Raw genomic sequence first — 22425 nt, forward strand, 5'->3', positions numbered from 1 at the left:
CCAAATTTAGAAAAATATAGAATGAGAATGCAAATTTACTATCTAAGATGTGCTTCGGAACTGATGGGTAAATTCAATACTTTGGAAATTAAACAATTCTGTTCGGCCTGCTTCGTGATGGCTTCAAATTCCTCCGCGCTGATACCCGGTACATTACCGGTTATAGAGAGATGCACAGCCGTAATTCCCGCCGCATCCATTGATACAATGGCTTCCGTATCCAATAAAGTTGGATTTAATCCTTTTCCCGTCAATGCAAAACTAACTGCCATTGTAAAACATCCGGCGTGGGCTGCTGCCAGTAACTCTTCTGGATTTGTGCCTTTTTCTTCTCCGGTAAAACGGGTTTTAAAACTGTAGTTGGTGTGGTTTAAAACTTCGCTTTGTGTGGTTAATTCGCCTTTGCCTTCTTTTATACTACCTGCCCAATGTGCTTTTGCTGTTCGCTTCATTTTTTACTTTTTGAATTTTACTGTCATTATTGACAATGCAAAATTGCAAAACAAAAAATCGAAGGATTTTGTGAATCAGGCCAATTATTGGGCAATTTGGTTCAAATAAATGGAAGGTTTCCGGATAGCTGGCACCAGTTGCTTCATTTTATTAGACAAGATAGTATAGTTTTGCGCAAAAAAGAAGATGGCATTTTCCGCATTGGGTTTATCTGCCCCGTTATTAAAGGCAATAGGCGAGCAATCATTTACACAGCCTACGCCTGTGCAGCAGCAGGCTATTCCTGCTATCTTACAGGGAAAGGATATACTCGGCATATCTAAAACCGGTTCTGGCAAAACTGCCGGTTATGTACTGCCTATACTGGAATTGTGCCAGCGCCGGGTAGAAAAGAAAGACAGGCACGTGCGGGTACTGGTAATGGTACCCACCCGTGAGCTGGCTATACAGGTAAATGATGTTTATAAAACCTTCTGTGCTCACCTGCCCAATAAAATAAAAACTATGGCGGTGTATGGCGGTGTTTCCATCAATCCGCAAATGATGACCTTACATGGCATCGAAATATTAATAGCTACACCGGGCCGGTTGCTTGATCTGATAGATCATAAAGCCGTGCACTTGTCACAAGTAGATATACTGGTGCTGGATGAGGCTGATCAAATGCTGAACCTGGGCTTTAAGGAAGAGATGGATAAGGTGTTTCAGCTGCTACCGGCCAAACGCCAGAACCTGTTGTTCTCTGCCACTGCCAGTGATGATATTAAAGATATGCAACGTCACCTGCTGCACCAGCCGGTAACGATTGAGGTGACAGAAGAAGAACAGAACATTGAACTGATTGAACAACTTGCCTATCATGTAACCGCAGCGCGTAAGGGGCCGCTTTTACGCTATCTGATCAAGAATGAAGGTATGCAGCAGGTGCTGGTGTTTACTTCTGCCATAAGAACGGCAGATAACCTTACCGGAAAGCTTATCAAAAATGGTATACAGGCAGCTTCTTTGCACGGTCACTTGAGCCAGACTGGCCGTCTTGAAAAGCTGCAACGCTTCAAAGCAGGAAAGCTGCGGGTACTGGTAGCGTCTGATCTTGCTTCGCGGGGTATTGATATTCCACAATTGCCCATCGTCATTAACTACGAGCTGCCACGTTCCCCCAAAGATTATATTCACCGCATCGGCCGTACCGGCAGGGCAGGGGTTTCGGGCAGGGCTATTTCCCTGATATGTCCTGAAGACCAGCATCATTTTGGCATCATTCAGAAAAAGATGGGGAAAAAAGTAGAGATACTGGAAAGTGACGATATTAATCTGCAGGGCTTTTAATGATTACCGCCTCAATATTGATCTTACTGTAGACTTTGGAAATAATTCAAGATAACCATTCGTCAAACGACGGATGGTTTTTTTATGCCCCTAACCCAAGGCATTTGGCTATGCATTGAAAGGTCTCATGCGATATCACATAATATAAACAGCATACTATCTCCAACAGCCAAAAAATATGGCCGAAAATCAATCCTTTTTGGCCGGAAAACAAACGCGTTTTGGGCGTATTACAGCAACCTTTACAACAGCGGTAAAATAAACTTCCCCACCGCAAATACTAAAATTATGCTTGCCTACAGAAGCATCCGCTGTAGGGGCCCCAAACCGAAAAGCCTAACGAGTAGGAGAAATTGTAACTATGAAAATGCAAAGCGAACTTATTCCCCAAAATCCAGCAGGCCAAATTGTACAACTTACCACCGAGCAAGACTGCTTAAAGTATTTAGGTAAAAGCGGCCTGGAAAAAATGAATGCCTCTTTGCCGGACAATCAAAAAGTGCAAGACTATTTGCCTTTTTATGTAGAGTATTTAAGCACAAGCAGCGTAACCATCAATACTGACATGGTCTATTACGGTTTGCCGCAAGTTATTACCTGCGACACCATAGTGTTCGATGGCGGAAGCATTACTTCTTATGTGCAGTTGGTAATTAATGCCAACACTACACAGTTGGTAACTCCAAGTACTAAAAACGATTACCAGATACTTGTAGTAGGCGCCGCCGGAACTGCAGGTACCAATGGTGCAAATGGCGGACCAGGAACCAATGGCCAAAACGGACAATCAGAATCCGGTAACAGTGGTAAGCCGGGAGGCACCGGAAATACCGGGGGAAATGGATTAAGCGGCGGAAATGGAGTAAATGGCGGGGCTACACCTGTATCAAACCTTAACCTCGGAACTATTCAATTGAGCGGCAGCGACCTCTTCACCATTCTTGCGCAGGGAGGCTCCGGTGGCAACGGAGGTACGGGAGGCACCGGTGGCACAGGTGGAACGGGTGGAACCGGCGGCAACTCAAGCAGCACGGATTGCAGCCAGCATCACAACGGCGGCACCGGCGGTAACGGTGGCGCGGGTGGTATTGGCGGACAAGGTGGCAACGGAGGAAATGGCAGCCCCTCAAATAATCCAGTGACAATCACTGTAGCCACTCAGGCCGATAAAAATAACTTATCAACTACTCCAATACCCGGTAGCGGCGGCCAATTAGGCGCTGGTGGAACTGGCGGTAACGGTGGTGCGGCCGGAAGCGGAGGAACGGGTGAAAAACATGGCCACGACGGAACCTCCGGTTCTAAAGGTACTGCCGGAAGCCAGGGTGGCAATGGTATCAGTGGATCCAACGGCAGTGTGCCTGTAATTAATGTCACCGTTTCTAACTGATCAATTATGGACAGCAGCATTATAGCATTACAAAACCGGGCAAACCTGAACGCCCGTAACACCGTACGCTACCTGCGTATTCCTACGGTTGAAGAAGCCAGGCATTTTTTTGGTCCTGTTGCAGCCGCAGAACGTGTATGGCGTAATGCTGTTTGCTTCGATGCATTACTAACCTCTCCGCGGTCACGGTTAGGCATAGGGGAGCACGACAGGGCAGAGGCTTATATATTCGGGAATGGCGTCTTTCCCGAAGAAGATCGTGCCGCTCATCGAAGGCATTTCCCCGTATCGGTAAAAGTGATGACGATAGATGAATTGTTCATTGCTCCTCATGAAGTGGTTGATCTGAGCGCTCATGCCGATGAATTTCCCTGGAATACTGATGGGGCTGAAATTTATTTACACCTGACGATAAACAGGTTGGCCCTGCATGCTCAAAGTAAGCTTGTAGTGAAAGGCAATGTTTTTATCCTGAATTGTTTAAAAGCGATCGGAAATATCATAGGCGATAACCAGGCTGTGATAGAACTAGGCAGTTCTTCCCTGGTACAACATAGCATCGCCTCTCGTACGATGCCAATGAAACAGTTCAATAATAATGGTCATGATGGTGCAGCTGGTGAACCACTAAAGCAAAGTTCCACACCATTGGGCATACGGGTAAGCGAAGCCTCAGATGCCTGCAATGGACAAAAAGGAGGCGATGGCAGTAGGGGCGCTGATGGATCTGCAGGTGCCAACGGGGCTATGCTTTTCCTGTCAGATCTCCGGTTCGGTGAACTGGAAGGCTTTCAAAAACAGGGCATCAAAATAAGGGCAGGCGCAGCACCCGGCTTTCCGGGAGCTATTGGTGATGTAGGTGGCGCCGGCGGAAAGGGCGGTGAAGGCGCCTCTGGATTGATAACACCCTTTGGCCTTATAAAAGGCTTCGCCGGGGGCAATGGGGGGCACGGAGGCAGCGGTGGCAATGGCGGAAGAGGTGGCAACGGGGGATTGACCTGCGATGTTTTTGTGTCGGTCCCTCATCAGAAATCGACTGTATTTGAAATCGAAACCTTTGCCTCTCCCGGAGGCAAAGGCGGTGATGGTGGCAAAGGAGGAAAGGGAGGTGCGGCAGGTATGCATGGGATGTTTTACGACGATGGCGGTCTTACGCATTCATTAGCCGGTGAAGACGGTGTGAACGGTTTAAACGGACAGGATGGCAAAACAAGAAACGCCCCGAATGTACATATCTATGAAAGACCATAAACAAACAAGCTAACAAACTTAAAATCACTTTTTATGGTTAATGACTATTTTATCAAAGAAGAAGTCTATGATATTCTCGACAACGCCCAAAACAAGATAGGGGTGGATGTTGTAACTTATAAGATCTTCAAATTACTGGACACAAAGAATCTAACCGTATCCAATACCTATTCCGTAACAGTAAAGCACCGGCTTCAGGTAGGTGGATCCGGATGGGAACCAGGTGGCAATTACCAAACAGACGGTTTTAATAATTACCCGATCCTGATAAATGTTCAATCGGGTATAACAGAAGTAAGCAATGCAGGCACAGAAATTATCCTCAAAAAGATCTTTCCAAAAACTATCAACGCAAACGTTGAGCAAAGCACGAATCTCTCTACCGGATCTTCCAGTTCTCAAACAAATCAAACCACATCCGGTTCCAGTTCGTCGAATGTCAACACATTTGGCGTTGACCTCTCATTAGGTTTTTTTGATGAATTGCCAATGGGTTCATTAGGGGTCAGTTATTCCCATAGTTGGGAGAACTCGCAATCACACTCGAATACTGTAGGTATGGCCAATGATACTAACCGTCAGGCGACCTCCGGGAATGAGATGAGTGTGAAAGATTGGTCTGCCTACTCCTTTATACAAAATCTCGATCAAACAAGTGATGATTTTTCAGGTGAATACATCCAATGGAATTGGGGACAAACTTACCCGTGGAATATATTTGATTATAATGAAGCGGGTTCGGGTTCTAACATTCTATTACCTGAAGATGTTGCGGCCCGTCTCTTGTATTATGGTCCTTCCGACAGCGGGGGAACAAATAACCAGAACATTCTTCTTCCTCCCAGTGACCTGTCACTTTTTGGGCTTGATTTTACGATGGCAGCAGAATGGCTGGTAACTTTTCCCAATAGTTTAACTTCTTTTGAAACCTTGTCATTTCAGCACAACGTGACTGTGGTGCAGGCCTCCCATTTAATGACACCTCCTTCCGGAAATGGCGAAGCAACCCTGGTAACCTCATTGACCGCGGGATATAACAACACGATGGCGCAGTCAACGCCAATGGATCTTGGTCAATATGCGCTGGTGCCATTGCTGGAAGGTGACCGCAAGGGCCTGGGAGTAAGTTTTCAAAGCAATCTGTTCGACATACCGCCTGTTAATGCGGCAACAAATTTTAAAATACGATCGAGGGGGAATGATCTGTTGGTCACAGGCCAGGGATTTGGCGCTGGAATGTCGGCAGCGTTTCCGGCCGGTTATACAGGAACGGGAGCAATTTTAAATATAGGGTTTAAAGTGGCCGACGTAACTACCCAATATGCTTTGATCCTGAAACATTGGATAGGGGCGGGAAGTGGGAACATTGTTTTAACCTGTAACGTCAACGGTAATCAAACAGTGATCAATGTTATGGACCTGGAAGGGCAGGGGTCTTCAAACAACATCAATCAACTGGATTTAAGAAATTATGACCTGCGATCTGCTAATTTTCACGACTACCTGGTGCTGGGGTGGAATGTAGTTACCATCGCCATAACGCCATTCAATCCTGCTGCTGCGGCAGAATATATAATCTCAGCATTTTCGTTGGAAGGATAAGCAATTTGATAATGTACTTAATATACAGGAAAAGATGCCAGGGGCTGTAAAAAACAAGGAAGAAAAAAAGGGGCTTAAAAAAGTAGCGCCTTATAAAATTAAAAAGAAATCTGCTGACTCGAATGTAAACAAATCCGGGTCAGCAGATGGCCTTAAGATGTTACGTTCTTATAGCGAACTGGGTTTTGTACGTACCAACAGCGTTAACGATTTAGGTTCGCTGCTGAAACACAGTGAAAGAAACCTGGCGAACGCAGAACATACGGCTATGGCTGTTGACGACAGGGAATATTTCAGCGTTATTGGAGTTTTTTCACGTGAGGCATCCAGGAATTTTGGCAAAGCCTGGCAATCGCAAATGTTGACAGGCCCTCCCGGACAGCGTATGACGGGAAATTCAATGGCCGACGTATCCGACAAGGATATTGCCGCAATGGATTCCCGCCAATCGAGGACTGAGGTATCCACGGACTTTGAAGAGCAAATCCAGGCATTGTTTAAAAACAAAACAGTTCCCCACGTAATTGCAGTCATCGAAGGAAAAGAAGAACAGAACTCTTTTACCTTCAAAACGGAAGTGCCTATGAAAGATGGAAAAAAAGAAAAAAAATCTTCTCTTGCTTCCAAAACAGAGAAAGAAACTAAATCTATTGAACTCGGGTATAAGAAGATGGATTTTTTCCAGGGATACACTGGCGGGGGGACAAAGGACCATAAGCAGAATATGACCTATTATGTGAGGCGTGACCTGGAGAAAGCGTATAGCGTGTCTGAAGTAAAAGTTGATCGAAATGACGAATATATAACCTGTGCTGCTGTAGATTACAAAACGGAAGACGGCAAGCGCTACAGGTCGCTTATTGTTCATATTCCAAATAAATTTATCAAAACAACAGGGGAAGTAGAGAAGACTAATGCCGCTTTTGTCAATTACGCTAAAACAGTTGCAAAGACGAATATCACGGTTACTAACTATTTGGGAGATACCAATTTTAAAAGTCCGTTTTTCGATAAGAGCGTGCCATCAGTGGGAGGACATTTAAAAAAAGGTGAGACCCTCAACCCACAGAGCAGCGGTGCGCAAAGCGAGACCAATTTTATGCAGAGCGTTTCGTTGGGGAAAGGTGAAGAAGGATATAGTGTTCTGCAACCCTCCGTTGCGAATTATATATTTTTAAAAACGGACAGTGACAATAAAGAAGCCACCGATCATCCGAGTACGATCAATTACGTTGCCCATAAAAGTCCGATAGCTAACAGAGATCCGAAGGTTTTTCCGGAATATTATCCATTGGAACAAGTGGTATAAAAGCATATTCAACCCTGCTTTTTTTTACATATTCCGTAGGCGATAAACCATAGAAATTTTTAAAAGCAGTGCTGAAATAGTTCCTGGTTTCAAAACCAACCTTCCAGGCGACTTCCTCAACACAATGCCCGCTTTTAAGGAATTCAGCAGCTTTTTTTAACCGGTAATGTTTGATCATAGTATGGGCGGAGATCCCAGCGATAACGTTCAGTTTCCGGCTCAGGGAACGGGTACTTACGGCTACCCCGGCAGCCAATTTGTCGACGGAAAAACAGGGATCGTCCAGGTGTTGTTCTATGAACTGGTAAACCTGTTTCAAAAAAAGGTTTGGTTTTTCTTCTTCCTGCTCCTGCTTACCCGGTTGGGTTAACTGACTATGGTAACACTTGCGCAGTTGTCGCTGACGGGTCAGGATATTATTTATTCGTAAATTTAATTCACGCGCATTGAATAGTTTGGTAGTACGATCATCTGCTTTCTTTTTTAAGCCTGTTTTAATGCTTTTCCTGGCTTTTACTACCAGCAATTGCAGGGTAAAAGCGGTTCCTTTTTCGAGCAGGTTACTGCTAACTTCAATATAGCCGTTCAGCACTGCTATCAATTCTTTTACCGATGGGTAATACCAGTCGAACGTAAAGGGAGGCTTATCGTTCGATTGCGCTGTTTTGGTATTGGTTATTTTTATAATGAGTAGATCGGTATCGGCGTCTACGTATTGCAAGGTCAATTGTACGGTGATGAACCCTCCGGGCGGCGTACATTCCAGGGCATGGTGTAATAAATTAAGGCATATTTTCCGCAACTTGTTTGCCTCAAACAAATGTTTTCCACGAACATCGGTTGTATTATATATAAGCGATATTCGTTTGGTATGGACATAAGGCATAAATTCATTCGCTATTGCTTTGACAAAAGCGGTTAGGTTATCACGATACAATGCTAACCCCATGCTTTGATGTTCCGGTTTGGGTGGATTAAGGATTTGGATTATTACAAAGCAATGTAAGCAGAGATTAGTATCAGCGACATACATTTTTGTGTATTTAACATACACAATGCCGTTATTGGCCACCTGTAAGCCGGGGATAAATAATTTAATCCGGTTCACAAAAAGATACCCACGTTTTGACGTGGGTATCTTTGCCTATAACAAAAAAACTTGCAAATCTTCCGATTTACGAGGCTTCGTGCCCAGAACTTATCTGAGAATTAGATCAGCAAGGGACGGCGGGTTTTAGAAAATTGGTGGCATGGTTATAAACAGACCACTCTGTTTTTAGAGTATTTCAAAAATTAAATCAATTTTCGAATTGAATTTTTTGCCGAAACGAGCGGCCAGATTTCCTTATGAATCTTGTGAGCGATTAAAGCACCTTCGAATAGCGTGTATATTTCATTGGCTAGTTCCTCCTTTTCTTCAGATGATCCCAGGATGCTGCAGAAAAGTTCTCTGACGTCATCTTTTTGCTTTTTGATCTGTAGTCGTATTCTTTCCTCGCCATCTGGCATTTCATATACGATATTCAAAAAATTGCATCCGCAAAAATCCGTACGACCGACCAACTCCAATAAATGATCGAAAATAGCCAGAATTTTATCTAACGGTGTTTTGCCTTTCTGGGAAGCCTTATTCAAACCTTCCATGGTTGTTACTCCTGTCTCCTCCAGATACGCTATTAGCAAATCCTCTTTAGATTGAAAATGTTTATACAAGGTGGCTTTTGCAATTTTTGCTTCGTCAATGATTTGATTTATACCAGTATTTGAATAGCCCTGCTTATAAAATAACTGGGAAGCTGCTGTCATTATCGCTTTTCTGGCCTGGTGACGATTCATACATTCAAAGGTAAAGTAAAATAATAAAAACAGACAAGTCTGTATTGATATGGCTAAAAAAAATTCGCCTTTTCGCGAATAATTTTTAAGACAGTATTTTAGCAGCTATTTTTTTGGCGCTTTCAACTGGCCATACTTTATGATGCACTTTATTGGCAATGAGCGCGCCTTCAAATAATACATATATATTATCGGCGAGATCTTCTTTCCCTATCGGTTCCAGGATGGTGAAAAAAAGCGTTCTAACGCCATTCTTTTGCTTTTGAATCTGTTTGATCACTCTTTCTGCCTCTGCAGGTATTTCGGAAATAATATTCAAAAAATTACAGCCATAGTATTCTTTTTCCTGTACCAGGTCGATCAGGTAATCGAAGACAGCCAAGACTTTTGCTTTGGGGTCTTTACCTTTATCCGAAGCTGCCTTCAAAGCCGCATCAGTCGATGCACCGGAGCTAATCAGATATTCCATCAGGATATCTTCTTTGGTACGAAACGTAGCATACAGCGTCGATTTCACAACTCCTGATTCTTCAATGATCTGGTTGATGCCCGTATTCACATACCCCTGCTTGTAAAACAGCCTTGTAGCCGTATCTATGATAGTTTGGCGAACAGCATTTTTTCTATCCTTCTGCATGCCCTCAAAGATAGTAAATAAATTGGCAAACAGACAAGTCTGTATAGTTGGTTATGGTTTTTTAAATATATGTTGCATTTCGGAATCTGTCTTATTATTGTTGAATAGCTTTTTCGCCGAAATAGCTGATTAGGTAGAAGGCAACGCCCAAAGAAATGACATCTTTAAATAAGAACAATCCAAGGAAGCTCATGTAGCCAATTCCATTAACTGATATAATAGCATCAGGTGTGGTAATCACCATTGTACTGGTCACAAAGAACATTACCATAGCTATCAGCCCACCGATTACACCTGCTTTAGGCTTAAAATATCCAATGATCATAAATATGGCGGCAATGATTTCTGTAAGACCGATCAAATCGGACCCAATGTACCTGCCGAATAATTTAAATTGCCAGCTAATTAAAGGGCTGTTGGTTACTAACGGCACAATGCCATCAGCTCCTGGTACTGTCATCTTATAAGCGCCTGCCCAAAGGAGCATTACAATCATACCAATACTTGTAATTAAAAAAGGAATGTTGCGGTTATTTACCCAGGTTGCTAATTTAATTAAAGGAGTTTGCGCGGATGTCATTTGATTTGCAGAGACTTTTTGTTTTTCTGTTAAAGTTGAAGCTGTTTTCATGTTTTTTTATTTAATTATTGAGGCCTCAAAGGTCCAATGAAATCCACTTGCGAAACATGTATGAATAGCCCGAAGAATTGGTGATATTTCCCGAGAAAATAAGAACTCGTGGTTTAGCTTCTTGTAAAATTTATTTTTTTAAATTCAGTTGGAGATTGTCCGCTACGACTTTTAAAAAATCTGCTAAAATGTGCTGCGTCTTCAAAACCAAGATCATAACCGATCTCTTTGGCAGTCTTATCTGTATAATATAATAACCGTTTGGCTTCCATGAGAAGTCTGTCCTGAATTATCAACAGGGGGCTTTTATGGTTGTATAAGGCAAATAAATTTGAAAGAGTTTTTGGTGATTTGAAGAGCTGCTCAGCATAGAATTTTACCTGATGCTGATTTTTATAATGCGTTTCAACGAGAATGTTATATTTACGAATAATATCAAATTTATCTGTCGGAAGTGAATCTTTATTGATGTACTGCTGCTTTGCCAGCCTGGTCACAATTATAATGAGTTGTTTTAGCAGGACTTGCATCATGTCACCTTGTATGCGATCCCGGTTTTCAAATTCATCCTGACACATTTGTAAAATCGTTTCAACTTGTCTGCGGTCATTTTCTGCCAGTTGTATAAACATCTTTTTGGGAGGACCAAAAAAGATGAAACCTACGCAACTGACTTCTTTATCATGGTCTACTATGCAGTAAAATTCACGGCTAAATTGCCATGCGACGATATTTTGAGGTTGTTCCAACTGAAATGTTTCACTGACCATCAGGCAGTGTATGGTATTTGCCGGAAAGATGAAGACGTCCTTATCTATGGTGATATTTTGATCTGCTCCCCGGTTCCAGGCAATGGTCAATAATTTCTCTTTATGATCTCTGCCATAAAAGTTCCGGTCCAGTGTGGCTTCATCATATACCATTCTAAAAAGTGCTTTTGTTTGGTCGTTAAAGATCTGGTGCTTCATGTAATACAATAACCATTATTTATTTAAATCGACTTTATTTCTCCGCTGTCCATTCTAATAGCGGTGCCGGTTTTTTTATTAAATAGCTTCCCAAAGAGTGTCTACAAACCAGGCTTTACTGTCATAAAATTGAGCAGCCGTTTTAAAACCCGCCTTCATGGCCATCTGATCGATTTCACTGGTAGTGTATTTTTGGGACACTTCCATATATATAGCCTCTCCCTTTTTAAAGTGGATCTTTTCGAAACTACCTTTGTTTGTTATTTGTACCACCTGGTCTGACTGACTTATTAAGTAACTCTTGCAAGACCCTGTTACAGGATCATACGTAGGATAATGCGCAAAATTTGTGAGATCGAAGTCTGCTTTCAATTCTTTATTGATCCTTTCCAGTAAATTTAAATTGAACTGTTTCGTAATTCCTGCCTTGTCGTTATAGGCAGCTAATATTGTGCGTGGGTCTTTTTTTAGATCCAGTCCAACTATCACCATATCTTTCTGCTGTAAATGACTACGTAAAGTGCGGCTAAATGCGAGGGCCTGGTCAGGCAACATATTACCAAGATTAGAACCCAGGAACAATATTACCTTGCGGCGGCAAGACAGGGCTGATGCTTTTGCAAGCATTTCACCATACTCTCCATGTAGCCCCATCACCTGCACGCCTGGCACAGCTATCGGTAATTTACCTACGAGATAACTGATAATATTTGCCGATATGTCGATGGGCATATAAGTAAACTCAACCTGCCTTTTCAACAGTTCTTTCAGCAGGTATCCCGACTTCGTACAATCTCCGGCGCCGAGTTCAATCAGGTCAAAACTTCCGGTTTGATCTGTGATCGCTGTAACCAGTTCAGCGGTACGCTGACTGAATATTTCCAACTCCGAGCTGAAGGGATAATATTCTTCACACCGCATGATCTCCTGGAACAGGCGGTCGCCTTTGGCATTATAAAAATATTTTGACTGCAGGTATTTTTGCTCCGCCCGCAAACCTGCTATAACATCCTTATAAAATGTCGACCGCTCATTAGCCTGTGTTGTCTTACTCACGGGCCTGTATACAGTTTTGATGTTTGTCATTGGTTCAAATTATTATTAAGACCAGCTACCGGGGCCGTATTATTTTGCCAACCTTATCCCGGTAAACTGCCATCTTTGATTTGTGGGAAAAAAGTTGCGGTAAGTTCTGCGGCTATGGCCTGCCGGTGTTGCTATTGAAGCGCCTCTGAGGACATGTTGATTAACCATGAACTTACCATTATACTCACCGAGTGCGCCTGGGGCTTTTGAAAAATGGGGGTAGGGCAGGTAGGCGCTCTGTGTCCATTCCCAACGCTTTCCCCATTCGAATAGCAGTGATGCCACTTCCCATTCAAATTCAGTTGGCAGCCGCAAGCCCTTCCAGGTGGCAAATGCCGCCGCTTCAAAGAAATTTATATGGCAAACAGGCTCTTCTTTATTCACAGGTTGCAATCCATTAAATGTATAGTTCATCCACTGACCATCTTCCCTGTGCCAGTACATCGGTGCATGGATGTGCTGCTTTTTTACCCAGTCCCATCCTTCTGAATGCCAATGTTGAAACTGTTCATACCCACCGTCTTCCATGAACTCCAAATATTCTTCATTGGTAACAAGACTGTCTGAAATTTCAAATACATTCAGGTATACCTTATGTCTCGCAAGTTCATTGTCCCAGCAGAAGCCATCACCCTCGTAGCCTGTTTCATAAATACCCTCCGGAATCACCATCATTTTAGTTGTTCGCCCCGGTTGCGATGTCATCTCCAATTTTTCAGTTGAATAGGGCGGGAAAAGTGGATTGTGACCTAAAATGTACTTGATATCGGTATACAGTAACTCCTGGTGTTGCTCTTCATGATTAAAGCCCAGGATTATCAGGTGGATAAGCTCAGATGTTAGTGAACATTTACCTATAAATTCCACCATTGCGTTGTCCACATATTTTCGATACCTGTAAATGTCTTTTACGGTAGGACGGCTCAGATTGCCACGATTTGTGCGGATGACCCTGGCACCCACCGATTCGTAATAGCTGTTGAATACATAATTGTATTGCGGGTCAAAAAGCCGGTAACCCGGTGCATGAAATTTTAAAATAAAGGTTTCAAAGAACCACGTTGTATGTCCAAGGTGCCATTTAGGCGGACTTACTTCCTGCACCGGTTGAACCACATAGTCTTCGGCTTGAAGCGGGCTGCAAATCTGTTCACTATTCATACGTACCTGCTTGTATCGATTGATCAACTCGTCTTTTGTCACCAAGAGTTTCATTATGATTATATTTATTTTTACGATTGAACATATAAGCTGATCTGTCAGATTTAAAACAAACAGGTTTGTTTTATTGATGTTGAAAAAACTGGCTACTTTCCTGCAGTTTCCCCTTGCCACCCTAATTTGATCCATTCACGCCCTAATCTGCTGTATATTCCGAAATGGACTCCTTTAGAAATAGTTAACTTTCTAACCAATTTATTTTCGTTGGATCAAAGATATAAAATCTAAACCAATACAGACAAGTCTGTTTTGTAAAATATATAATTTATCTTCCTGAATCTCATAAAGTGTAAATATAAGAACCATTGATAGTTAAACACTATTTTTCCAATGAAAATGAAATATTTCATGCACATTTACCCGGGTCTGTTGGTTGCCAGGCATCTTAAAAGCGAGTAACAATAATAAAACAAACTTGTCTGTATTGTTAGTAAATTTTAATTTATTCTATACTCTTGAGGCATCCTGGATGGTCCATTCAGCACTGTAAGTAAATAGAGTCTTGTACTGTTCTTAAGAGATGAAATACAAAGGCGGAGACAATGTCCCCGCCTTCGTATTTTCTTTTCATCTATTTTTTACAGGCATCCGTACACACATGTCCTTTTTCTCCATGTGCATACACATGTTTGCCGCTATCATGACAGGCCTGGGTACATACATGTTCTTTAAGCTTCATCTTCTTCTCTTTTTTGGGTTTTTCCGGGTCCTGTTTTTTGTCCTGCGCCTGACTGGCCAGTGAAAGGTTCAACAGAATAACGGTGGCCGCAAATACCTTGCTGATTGATTTCATATTTCTTTATTTGTTTGTTATTGAATTGTTACTTTGATGATGTTGTTGTTGGCTGGCAGCGTAGTAAAACCATTAGGATTGGGCACGGCCTGAATTGCCTTTGATTCACTGAGCGGAGTACCTGCCAGGTTGAATTGCGTGATGCCGGCACCGGGGAATTGATTAATAGCAGTACCATCATCATACAAACCAATAGCTGTAGAAAGATCGCCTTTCTGCGTAGCATCCCAGTCATTGCCTGAAGTGGCAAAGAACCAATCGTTCGAAAATCCATACATGGTGGCAATAGCAATTCTATCCCCTTTAACAACCGATAAAGCCTGCGATACTTTTCCGCCGTTCGCGCCATCGATGCGGGGGAGCAACACAGTGTTGGCGGCGTCTTTCAGTACATACACCGCTTTTACCCCTTGTTTTGATTTCAGGGCAGCAGCGAGTATATCGCCATTGCCTTTTTGCGCCAGGTCTTTCAATCCTTCACCACGGTCATTCTCTCCGGTCATAAAAAATGGATTCTGCTGGCCATTATATACAACTACCAACACGGGGGACAATGGTGTGAAGATGCCTGTTTTACTCATCAGGTACGTATTCAGTGCGGCGTTGTCGCCCATTTCTGCAATATTGGTAAGGCCGTTTGCGGATGGCTTGCCATTTGAGTAGATGGCTTCTGGCAATAACTGGTTACCGCCAGCTACATACGAAATGGTCCAAACGCCCGGACTGAATGGCGTTTCATTGGCTGTTCCGCCCGATTTGTTGGTGATGGTTGCCGTAAATACTGAGTTGCCATTGTAAGCAAGGGACACCTGCATCAGCTTTGACGCAGCCAGGTAGGTATTACCATAATCATCCGTTCCATTTACTTCTTTGATACTTTTAGTGGCTTTTTCCAGGGTGCCGGGGTGAACAACCGCTGAACCTGGTACCTGATTTACCCGCGTGCCATTGTCCCAAAGTTTTATTTGTGCAGAGACATCGCCCGTAATGGGTGAACCATCATCGTTGTACAATTTGATACCCGGATTATCAGGCGCAAAGAACAGGTCATTGCTCCAGCCATACATAGTGGCAAAGGTGAGCCGCTGGTTTTTAGCTGCTGAGAAAGTAAAGGTGGTTGACTGGCCGGGCAGGATAACAGGTGGGTTACCGGTTCCCTGGAAAGTACCGGTTTCCACCAGTGGTTTGCTGTCCAGCACATTTTCAATGGTAATGGTGGCAGCCTGGCCAGGAGGCGCATCATTATCTTTTTTACAGGCGGCCAGAGATAATACAGAGGCGAATAACGTACACGTTTTTAATAAGTTATATTTCATTTGTGGTATGTTTTAATACCACAAAACAAAAGAAACAGTATCCCATAGGTGTCGCGGAATTATAACAAAAGTATCACGGTGACTATTCCTGTGTTTTATTTATCAACTTTGCAGCTATCATTATGGATAATAAAACTGTATTGATCATCGAAGATGATCCAAACATAGTGGAACTGCTGCGCATACATCTGCACGACCTGGGTTGCAAAGTGGCGGCTGAAGGTGATGGACTGAAAGGATTGGCGTCGGCAAAGGAAGGCCATTTCCATCTTATTATACTCGACATTACTTTACCCGGGTTGAATGGTATGGAGATCTGCCGGAAAATACGACAAACAGACCGGCAAACGCCCATAATTATGCTTACCGCCAGAAGTGAAGAAATTGATAAAGTGATGGGCCTGGAAACCGGTGCTGATGATTACCTCACCAAACCTTTCAGCATTCGCGAATTCATTGCCCGGGTAAAAGTTATCTTCCGCAGAAGCGAAGAGTTTGCTATCGAAACAGACCCCACTCCGGCATCTGCTGTAATAAATTGTAATGGTCTTGAAATAGATCTCGATAAAAGAAAGGTAACGCTCAATAACAACCGGGTCGACCTGTCGCCCAAAGAGTTTGAACTGATCACGCTGCTGGCATCGAACCCCGGTAAAAGTTATAGCCGCAAGCGGCTGCTCAACCTGGTGTGGGGATATGATTTTGAAGGCTATGAGCATACGGTGAACAGCCACATTAACCGGTTACGGGCGAAGATCGAAGAGGATGTGTCCAACCCAAAATTTATTTTAACCACCTGGGGCGTAGGCTACAGGTTTAACGAGGAGTTATAAATGTCAGTACGAACAATCCACGGGAACAGGTTATTCTGGAAGATCACGGCTGTGTTCACAATACTATTGATCGTATTGGGAATTGTGTTTGTAGTCATTGCCTCAAAATTCAGCAGGTCATATTATACTGCTGCCCACCAGGAATTATATGGCGATATAGCTCAGCACCTGGCTACTTTTACCCAGCCCTTTAAAAATGGCAAACCTGATACTACCGTAACGCATGATATCATACATTCTACCATGGTGGCCAATCCCAGTGTTGAAGTATATCTGCTGGATACGGCAGGTAATATTAAAGACTATGTAGTGCCCGACAAAACGGTGCAGATCCACCAGGTGAATATTGCCAAAGTAAAACAGTGGATTGCAGCCCCCAGGATGCAGCGCCCCATGGGTGATAATCCCAAACAACCCGGTGATCCCAGCATCTTTTCTGCAGCCCCGGTTTATGAAAAAGGCCGGTTAGTGGGATATGTATACGCCGTGCTGGCCAGTGAAAAACAAAAAGCCATTCTGCAGTCCTTGGATAATAACTTATACCTGCGGCTGGCCAGCTATATGTTTTATGCGGCCCTTGTAGTGGCGTTTATCGTAGGCATTGTTACTTTTTTCCTTATAACAGATAGTATTTGCCATATAGCCGGGGTAGTTAAACGTTTTAAGGAAGGCGATTATGCTGCACGGATAGAAGGATATAAAAAGGGTAACCTGGGCATGCTTACTTCTACCTTTAATGAAATGGCAGATGTTATAGTTGATAACATTGACAAGATCTCTGCCACAGACAAGTTTCGGCAGGAGCTGATCGCGAATGTATCACACGATCTTCGTACGCCTTTATCCATCATGCAGGGATATGTTGAAACGCTGATGATGAAAAAGGACGGGCTGACAGCAGCAGACAGGGAAAAATACCTGACGATCGTATATGACAGTAATCGCAAATTGTCTGTACTGGTAGAGCAACTCTTTCAGTACGCCAAACTGGAGGCAAATCTGATAACGCCGGAAAAAGAGCCATTCCTGATTGCAGAACTGGCAGCAGACATTATGATGGCTTACCAGCTGAAAGCTGAGGAGAAGAAGATCTGGCTCAACATTCAGGCCCCTGATAATTTACCGCTTGTTTTTGCAGATATTTCACTTACAGAACGGGTGCTGCAAAACCTGCTGGACAATGCATTTAAGTTTACACCTGTCGGTGGCAGCATCACTATTCTATTATCAGAAACCAATGCCGGCATAAAAGTGGCGGTGACAGATACCGGGGTAGGGATCTCTCCCGAAAACCTGGCGCACATATTTGAACGGTACAAACAGATCCACCCCAGGTCTGCAGAGTCGAAGGGTATGGGTATTGGCCTGGCAATCGTAAAGAAAATCCTGGAGTTGCATCAGGCATCCATTATAGTAGCCAGTGAGCCCGGTAAAGGAACAACTTTCAATTTTGAGTTACAAGCTATATGAATAAATTCATGGTATTTTTTTCCAACGTATTATTGCTTTTTGTTAAAAGTGCCGTATAATAGCGGAATATATTGTTGACAGCAGCGCAATGAGTCGCCTGCAAGCAATACCGAACTGCTATATGCTATTTATGAAAACTATTTTATTTATAATATCTTTCTCGATTATTGCTAGCTGTAATTATTATTCCCAGGCAGACACAAATCAATTGCCTCCTGAAAAGTCGTCAATTAAAGTAATAAAACTTGTTGACAGTTTAGGTAGTATTACATTTTCAATTCCGAGCCGCTACGACACAACTTTTATTTGGACACATTATTCTGATTGTGGCAAGCCCTGTGACGAAATAAAATATCGCTTACAACCCAAAAGCTTAAAAATATTTCAGGAATCGGGATTTTATTGGAGAGGAGAGCCTAAAGACTCAGTAGAACGATTTACTATTGTACATTCCGGCTATTTCCCATTTTATAACAATACAGATAGTAATTCAATATTTCAACAACACTTTGCAAAGAAGCAGAATACAATAAGCGATCCGGACACTTACAAGATCAAGTCAGATACAGTGGAGAAAATCGGCGATAGGTACTTTTCAATAATTGTCATAGATCTTTATGATACTTTGAAAAATCAATATTCAAAAAAATTATTAGCGTCAACGACCATTAAAGGCAATATTGTTGACTTTAAGTATGAGCTATTAACAAAAAGAAATGATTCGCTGAATAAGAATTTTATTACTAATTCAAAGTATTATTTAAGGACAATTCGCATTAGCAACGGCATGTAATATTAACCTTTATAATATAAAAAATATAACGTTGTTAGCAAGCTTATTATGAAATATTCCGTTAGACAAATGATTGAAAGTAGTCCAGCTCTTACTTCGGCTACACCTGTTTATACTGACAACTTCGCGCTTACAATTGGTGGCGTTCTTAATATTTATTATGATCTTACCAAAGAAGACTGCGACTTGATACTTGGCGCAGAAAAGTTCACTCAAATTCAATTTGCAGGTGACAAACTAAACGACAAAACACTTAATTACATAAACGAGCTTCTATTATCTTCCCGTCAAAATATTTTCTTACGAGTAGTGATGAACGGATACGGTGTGTTTAATAACTTAAACTTCTTATCCAAACTTCCAAACTTAAAAAATTTAACAGCAGACTTATTCCGAACAGATGAGATTGAAAAAATTAATGAGTATTTGAGGTTGGAAGTATTGGCTATAGGTACTCATAAAGTGTCTTTAAAGCCAATTATTCGGCAAACGGCTTTAAAAAAATTATTTGTTTTTGACAAACCCAAAGACATCGAGGTAATTGGACAAATGCCCTGGCTTCAAAATCTCACATTTTCTATGCAAACCTTAAAAAGCCTTGACTTTTTGACTCCTTTATGTAATTTGAAGGAATTACATTTTTTACTTGGTGGGACAAAGAATTTTGTTGACTTGCCAAATATTGGTAAAATAGAAAAGCTTTCTTTTATAAGGGTACGACAACTGATGATTGAAAATCTATTGCCAATTAATGAAATGAAATATTTAAAAGAGCTTTCGTTTGACACACAAGCTCATTTGACAGATTTGGATTGGCTAAAGGATAAAAGCATTAAGACCGAAATAATCAATTGCAAAAACTTTAAACGATGAAAGTCCGCAGACAAAACATAGTTGCCTGCAGTTAATGATGTGTCTGCGGGTGCAATATCTTAAACAGCTCCTTTTGCAGATCTTCGTTTGACAGTTTGTTTAATAACTCGGATTCAATTTCATACCATTTCTTTTTATTGCCTAATACACCAATTACATAGGTGTGTCCGGCCGGCACTGTTTCGCCGGTTTCGGGATGCTTTTTTGATAGTGTTACCACTACATCTTTAAATTTTGACATAACAGGAAGTTAACAAAAAAAAATGACAGTACCGAAAAGTGCGGGACTACACGAATCCGTACATCGGGCTGTTCGCTTTCGTACAGTTATAGGAAATGCTTATTCCGAAAACGGTTGACCTGTAAGGTCTTAAAGATTGGCACACCCGTTGAACCTGATTTTAACCTGAAAGGAAATAAACTTAAAATATAACGTATGAGAATTATATCAACCTTTTTGCTGTTGGGTTCATTATTGGTAGCCGGTGCAGTGTCTGCCCAGCAAACAGAAACAAGAAAAGTTTCTGACGTTACCAAACTTGACATTGGCGGCAGTTTCGACGCCGTGCTTCGACAGGGAAATGAAACATCGGTGAAAATTATTGCGGAGAATATTGATACCAAAAGAATTCTTACCGAAACAAACGGCAACAAGTTAAGGGTCTCACTTGAAAAAGGGTCTTATAAGAACATAAAGATCAAACTGGAGATCACCTATAAAAATCTGGATGCACTTAACAAATCCGGTTCCGGTAACCTCACCTGTGAATCTGATCTCGGTGGCACCGGCGACTTTGATCTTAGCTTAAGTGGCTCCGGAAATATGACCATTGCGGGAACCGTTAAAGGGGCCAGTATCTCTATTGCAAGAAGCGGCAGCGGTAATATGAAATTGGCCCGGCTGCAGTCCGACCGTTCAAAGATGTCTTTCTCGGGTTCCGGCAATTTTGAAGTCCGCGACGGGGCTACAAAAACGCAAACCATCCATCTGAGTGGTTCCGGTAACGTAAGCGCCTTTGGATTGAAAACTGAAACCTGCGACGCTGCCATATCCGGTTCAGGCGATATTGAAGTAAGCGTAAGTAATTCAATTGAAGCTTTCATCTCCGGCTCCGGTAATTTAGAATACCGTGGCAATGCCCAGGTCACTAAATTAGCTGTGCACGGCTCGGGCAAGATCAGCAAAAAAAGTTAACGGGGTTTAAAAAATTTAACACACGTACGTTAGAGTAGGAGGGCAGTAAGGGCATTAATTAATGCCTTTACTGCCCTCCCGATTTTAAAACAGTCGTTTGAAAAATAAGATTAAGAACAGCAGCACACTAATACAGACTTTCAAAACTGCTGATGATTGTGAGCCGTATACCCAGTTACTGATCAAAAATTCAATTGCAAATAGCCCAATAAAAAGCAGATAAAAAACAAATCTGTTACCTGCAGTTGATATTTTTTTAAGCCCGTAAAAAAGGGGAGGGCCTATTACAATCATTTCTATCAGAACAGGAATTCCAAACAGCCAAATAAAATAAAACCAATCTTCGCCACTTCTCAAATCAGAGGACTTTACAAACCTGGCATCTTTATTCGTAGCATAAACTACGGTCAAATAAAGAACGTATCGAAGAAAAATATATCCCGCAACTTTTGTTGTTAAGTTTCTCATGGATTATTTATTTATAGCGTTGATAAAAAGCCGGAGCAGGTCGTAGCCATCTGTAAACAGGGATTAAGCCGTCATTTGCCTTACTTATTGGCTCCCTGTATCCTGTTAATTCTCTGCCATGAGTTGCTTTAAAAGAAGGCTGATTATACTGGAATAACTGAACGTTATTGACAGATAATGTTGCCGATGGGAAAATATCGGTAGCTGCTGTGACCGAAAGGTTAGTGCCATTCAAACCTATTGTTAGTTTTTGAGCAACATTCACTTTTTCAAAGCCCATCATCAGCAATCCCGTTTCTTCAAAGCCATTCACTTTTGCATGCTGTTCAAAGGTGGCAAAACCACTTTTAGCTCCTTTGATATTTAATGCAACATTTTTTTGACCCGGGAAGTAGCCATCGCCCTGGATAATGCCGCCGGTCTTGTGAACGTCAACACTTGACTTAATATCTACTGAAAGCAAATTGTTATTAGCATCAGTGTTTGAAGTAACCGTAATAGTTGAAGTAAGTTTATCTCCTGCAGGAAAACTTCCCAAAGGTCCATCCCACAACTTGGCATCAATATAGCTGTTAAACTTAAACGTAAGGTCTTTACCTAAATAAGTTTCGCCTGCTTTAGTTGTAGCCTGAGACTTTGCATCCTTATCCCAATGTATTTGCCCGGTCTTATTATCCTTTACAAAATCTTCCGGAGCAGCTCCTGTGGGGTCGGCAAATCGTATTGGGTCATCAAAAGCAAAGCTATAAGGAGACCATCCGGGGAACTTGTGACTTAGTGGGTCAACACTCTGCCAGATACTTGTTCTGGGATCATAATACCCTGCTCCATAATAATACAGTCCGGTTTCTTCATCCAGCTCCTTACCATTGAACAGATAAGGCGTACGATTGGTGTTACTATGTTCTTCCACAAAAGTTTCACCAAAATGGGAAGTATTCCAGGTGCTGATACACTTCACCCGAAGCGTC

Annotated in this window: 23 protein-coding genes; 10 read left to right on the plus strand and 13 right to left on the minus strand. The window is 42.2% G+C overall.

The window, feature by feature from the left end:
- Positions 1-38: 38 nt before the first annotated feature.
- Positions 39-452: an OsmC family peroxiredoxin gene (locus BMX95_RS10720; protein WP_081204448.1), complete on the minus strand. Its 414-nt coding sequence runs from the start codon at positions 450-452 to the stop codon at positions 39-41.
- 187 nt (positions 453-639) lie between these two features.
- Here BMX95_RS10720 and BMX95_RS10725 point away from each other — a divergent pair, with 187 nt between their 5' ends.
- The 5 genes from BMX95_RS10725 (at position 640) to BMX95_RS10745 (ending at position 7334) form a co-directional block, all read left to right on the plus strand.
- On the plus strand, positions 640-1782 hold the full coding sequence (locus BMX95_RS10725) for a DEAD/DEAH box helicase (RefSeq protein WP_081204449.1): 1143 nt from the start codon (positions 640-642) through the stop codon (positions 1780-1782).
- A gap of 361 nt (positions 1783-2143) precedes the next feature.
- Complete coding sequence (locus BMX95_RS34935; RefSeq protein ID WP_165759107.1) at positions 2144-3172, plus strand: hypothetical protein; 1029 nt, start codon at positions 2144-2146, stop codon at positions 3170-3172.
- A gap of 6 nt (positions 3173-3178) precedes the next feature.
- Positions 3179-4423 (plus strand): hypothetical protein, encoded by a 1245-nt coding sequence (locus BMX95_RS10735; protein ID WP_090519381.1) that lies wholly within the window; start codon positions 3179-3181, stop codon positions 4421-4423.
- A gap of 33 nt (positions 4424-4456) precedes the next feature.
- On the plus strand, positions 4457-6025 hold the full coding sequence (locus BMX95_RS10740; RefSeq protein ID WP_081204453.1) for a hypothetical protein: 1569 nt from the start codon (positions 4457-4459) through the stop codon (positions 6023-6025).
- 34 nt (positions 6026-6059) lie between these two features.
- Positions 6060-7334, plus strand: a complete 1275-nt coding sequence (locus BMX95_RS10745; protein ID WP_081204454.1) for a hypothetical protein — start codon at positions 6060-6062, stop codon at positions 7332-7334.
- Here BMX95_RS10745 and BMX95_RS10750 read toward each other — a convergent pair.
- The 9 genes from BMX95_RS10750 to BMX95_RS10790 all read right to left on the minus strand — a co-directional run bounded on the left by BMX95_RS10750 (position 7279) and on the right by BMX95_RS10790 (position 15822).
- The gene (locus BMX95_RS10750; RefSeq protein WP_165759108.1) at positions 7279-8283 is read right to left on the minus strand and encodes a helix-turn-helix domain-containing protein; all 1005 of its coding nucleotides are present in this window, start codon (positions 8281-8283) and stop codon (positions 7279-7281) included. The genes BMX95_RS10745 and BMX95_RS10750 overlap by 56 nt on opposite strands.
- 344 nt (positions 8284-8627) lie before the next feature.
- Positions 8628-9170: a TetR/AcrR family transcriptional regulator gene (locus BMX95_RS10755; RefSeq protein ID WP_081204456.1), complete on the minus strand. Its 543-nt coding sequence runs from the start codon at positions 9168-9170 to the stop codon at positions 8628-8630.
- An 85-nt stretch (positions 9171-9255) separates the two neighbouring features.
- A complete protein-coding gene (locus BMX95_RS10760) occupies positions 9256-9807 on the minus strand; it encodes a TetR/AcrR family transcriptional regulator (protein ID WP_081204457.1) in 552 nt (183 codons plus the stop codon).
- 94 nt (positions 9808-9901) lie between these two features.
- A complete protein-coding gene (locus tag BMX95_RS10765; protein WP_081204458.1) occupies positions 9902-10438 on the minus strand; it encodes a DUF417 family protein in 537 nt (178 codons plus the stop codon).
- A 113-nt stretch (positions 10439-10551) separates the two neighbouring features.
- Complete coding sequence (locus tag BMX95_RS10770) at positions 10552-11406, minus strand: helix-turn-helix transcriptional regulator (protein WP_081204459.1); 855 nt, start codon at positions 11404-11406, stop codon at positions 10552-10554.
- Positions 11407-11484: 78 nt separating this feature from the next.
- Positions 11485-12492: an L-histidine N(alpha)-methyltransferase gene (locus tag BMX95_RS10775; RefSeq protein WP_081204460.1), complete on the minus strand. Its 1008-nt coding sequence runs from the start codon at positions 12490-12492 to the stop codon at positions 11485-11487.
- Between the two features lie 39 nt (positions 12493-12531).
- Positions 12532-13707, minus strand: a complete 1176-nt coding sequence (gene egtB, locus BMX95_RS10780; protein ID WP_081204603.1) for an ergothioneine biosynthesis protein EgtB — start codon at positions 13705-13707, stop codon at positions 12532-12534.
- A gap of 577 nt (positions 13708-14284) precedes the next feature.
- Complete coding sequence (locus tag BMX95_RS10785) at positions 14285-14506, minus strand: hypothetical protein (protein WP_081204461.1); 222 nt, start codon at positions 14504-14506, stop codon at positions 14285-14287.
- Positions 14507-14523: 17 nt separating this feature from the next.
- Positions 14524-15822 carry a spondin domain-containing protein gene (locus BMX95_RS10790; protein ID WP_081204462.1) on the minus strand — a complete coding sequence of 433 codons (1299 nt, stop codon included), beginning with the start codon at positions 15820-15822 and terminating at the stop codon, positions 14524-14526.
- A gap of 122 nt (positions 15823-15944) precedes the next feature.
- Between BMX95_RS10790 and BMX95_RS10795 the strand changes: the two genes are divergently transcribed.
- From BMX95_RS10795 to BMX95_RS10810, 4 genes are all read left to right on the plus strand, one after another.
- A complete protein-coding gene (locus tag BMX95_RS10795; RefSeq protein ID WP_081204463.1) occupies positions 15945-16655 on the plus strand; it encodes a response regulator transcription factor in 711 nt (236 codons plus the stop codon).
- A complete protein-coding gene (locus BMX95_RS10800) occupies positions 16656-18125 on the plus strand; it encodes a sensor histidine kinase (protein ID WP_081204464.1) in 1470 nt (489 codons plus the stop codon).
- Between the two features lie 130 nt (positions 18126-18255).
- The gene (locus tag BMX95_RS10805) at positions 18256-18918 is read left to right on the plus strand and encodes a hypothetical protein (protein WP_133054086.1); all 663 of its coding nucleotides are present in this window, start codon (positions 18256-18258) and stop codon (positions 18916-18918) included.
- A 48-nt stretch (positions 18919-18966) separates the two neighbouring features.
- Positions 18967-19791 carry a hypothetical protein gene (locus BMX95_RS10810; protein WP_081204466.1) on the plus strand — a complete coding sequence of 275 codons (825 nt, stop codon included), beginning with the start codon at positions 18967-18969 and terminating at the stop codon, positions 19789-19791.
- Positions 19792-19822: 31 nt separating this feature from the next.
- Here the strand turns inward: BMX95_RS10810 and BMX95_RS10815 are convergent, their stop codons facing one another.
- Entirely contained in the window at positions 19823-20032 is a 210-nt protein-coding gene (locus BMX95_RS10815) for a hypothetical protein (protein WP_081204467.1), read from the minus strand.
- Between the two features lie 195 nt (positions 20033-20227).
- Between BMX95_RS10815 and BMX95_RS10820 the strand changes: the two genes are divergently transcribed.
- A complete protein-coding gene (locus BMX95_RS10820) occupies positions 20228-20986 on the plus strand; it encodes a head GIN domain-containing protein (protein ID WP_081204468.1) in 759 nt (252 codons plus the stop codon).
- Between the two features lie 84 nt (positions 20987-21070).
- Here BMX95_RS10820 and BMX95_RS10825 read toward each other — a convergent pair whose 3' ends face one another.
- Both BMX95_RS10825 and BMX95_RS10830 read right to left on the minus strand, forming a co-directional pair.
- Entirely contained in the window at positions 21071-21454 is a 384-nt protein-coding gene (locus BMX95_RS10825; protein ID WP_081204469.1) for a hypothetical protein, read from the minus strand.
- A 7-nt stretch (positions 21455-21461) separates the two neighbouring features.
- Entirely contained in the window at positions 21462-22415 is a 954-nt protein-coding gene (locus BMX95_RS10830) for an RHS repeat domain-containing protein (protein WP_207631726.1), read from the minus strand.
- Positions 22416-22425: the final 10 nt, after the last annotated feature.

The organism is Niastella yeongjuensis (genome assembly GCF_900110245.1).
GTDB classification, from domain to species: Bacteria; Bacteroidota; Bacteroidia; order Chitinophagales; family Chitinophagaceae; genus Niastella; species Niastella yeongjuensis.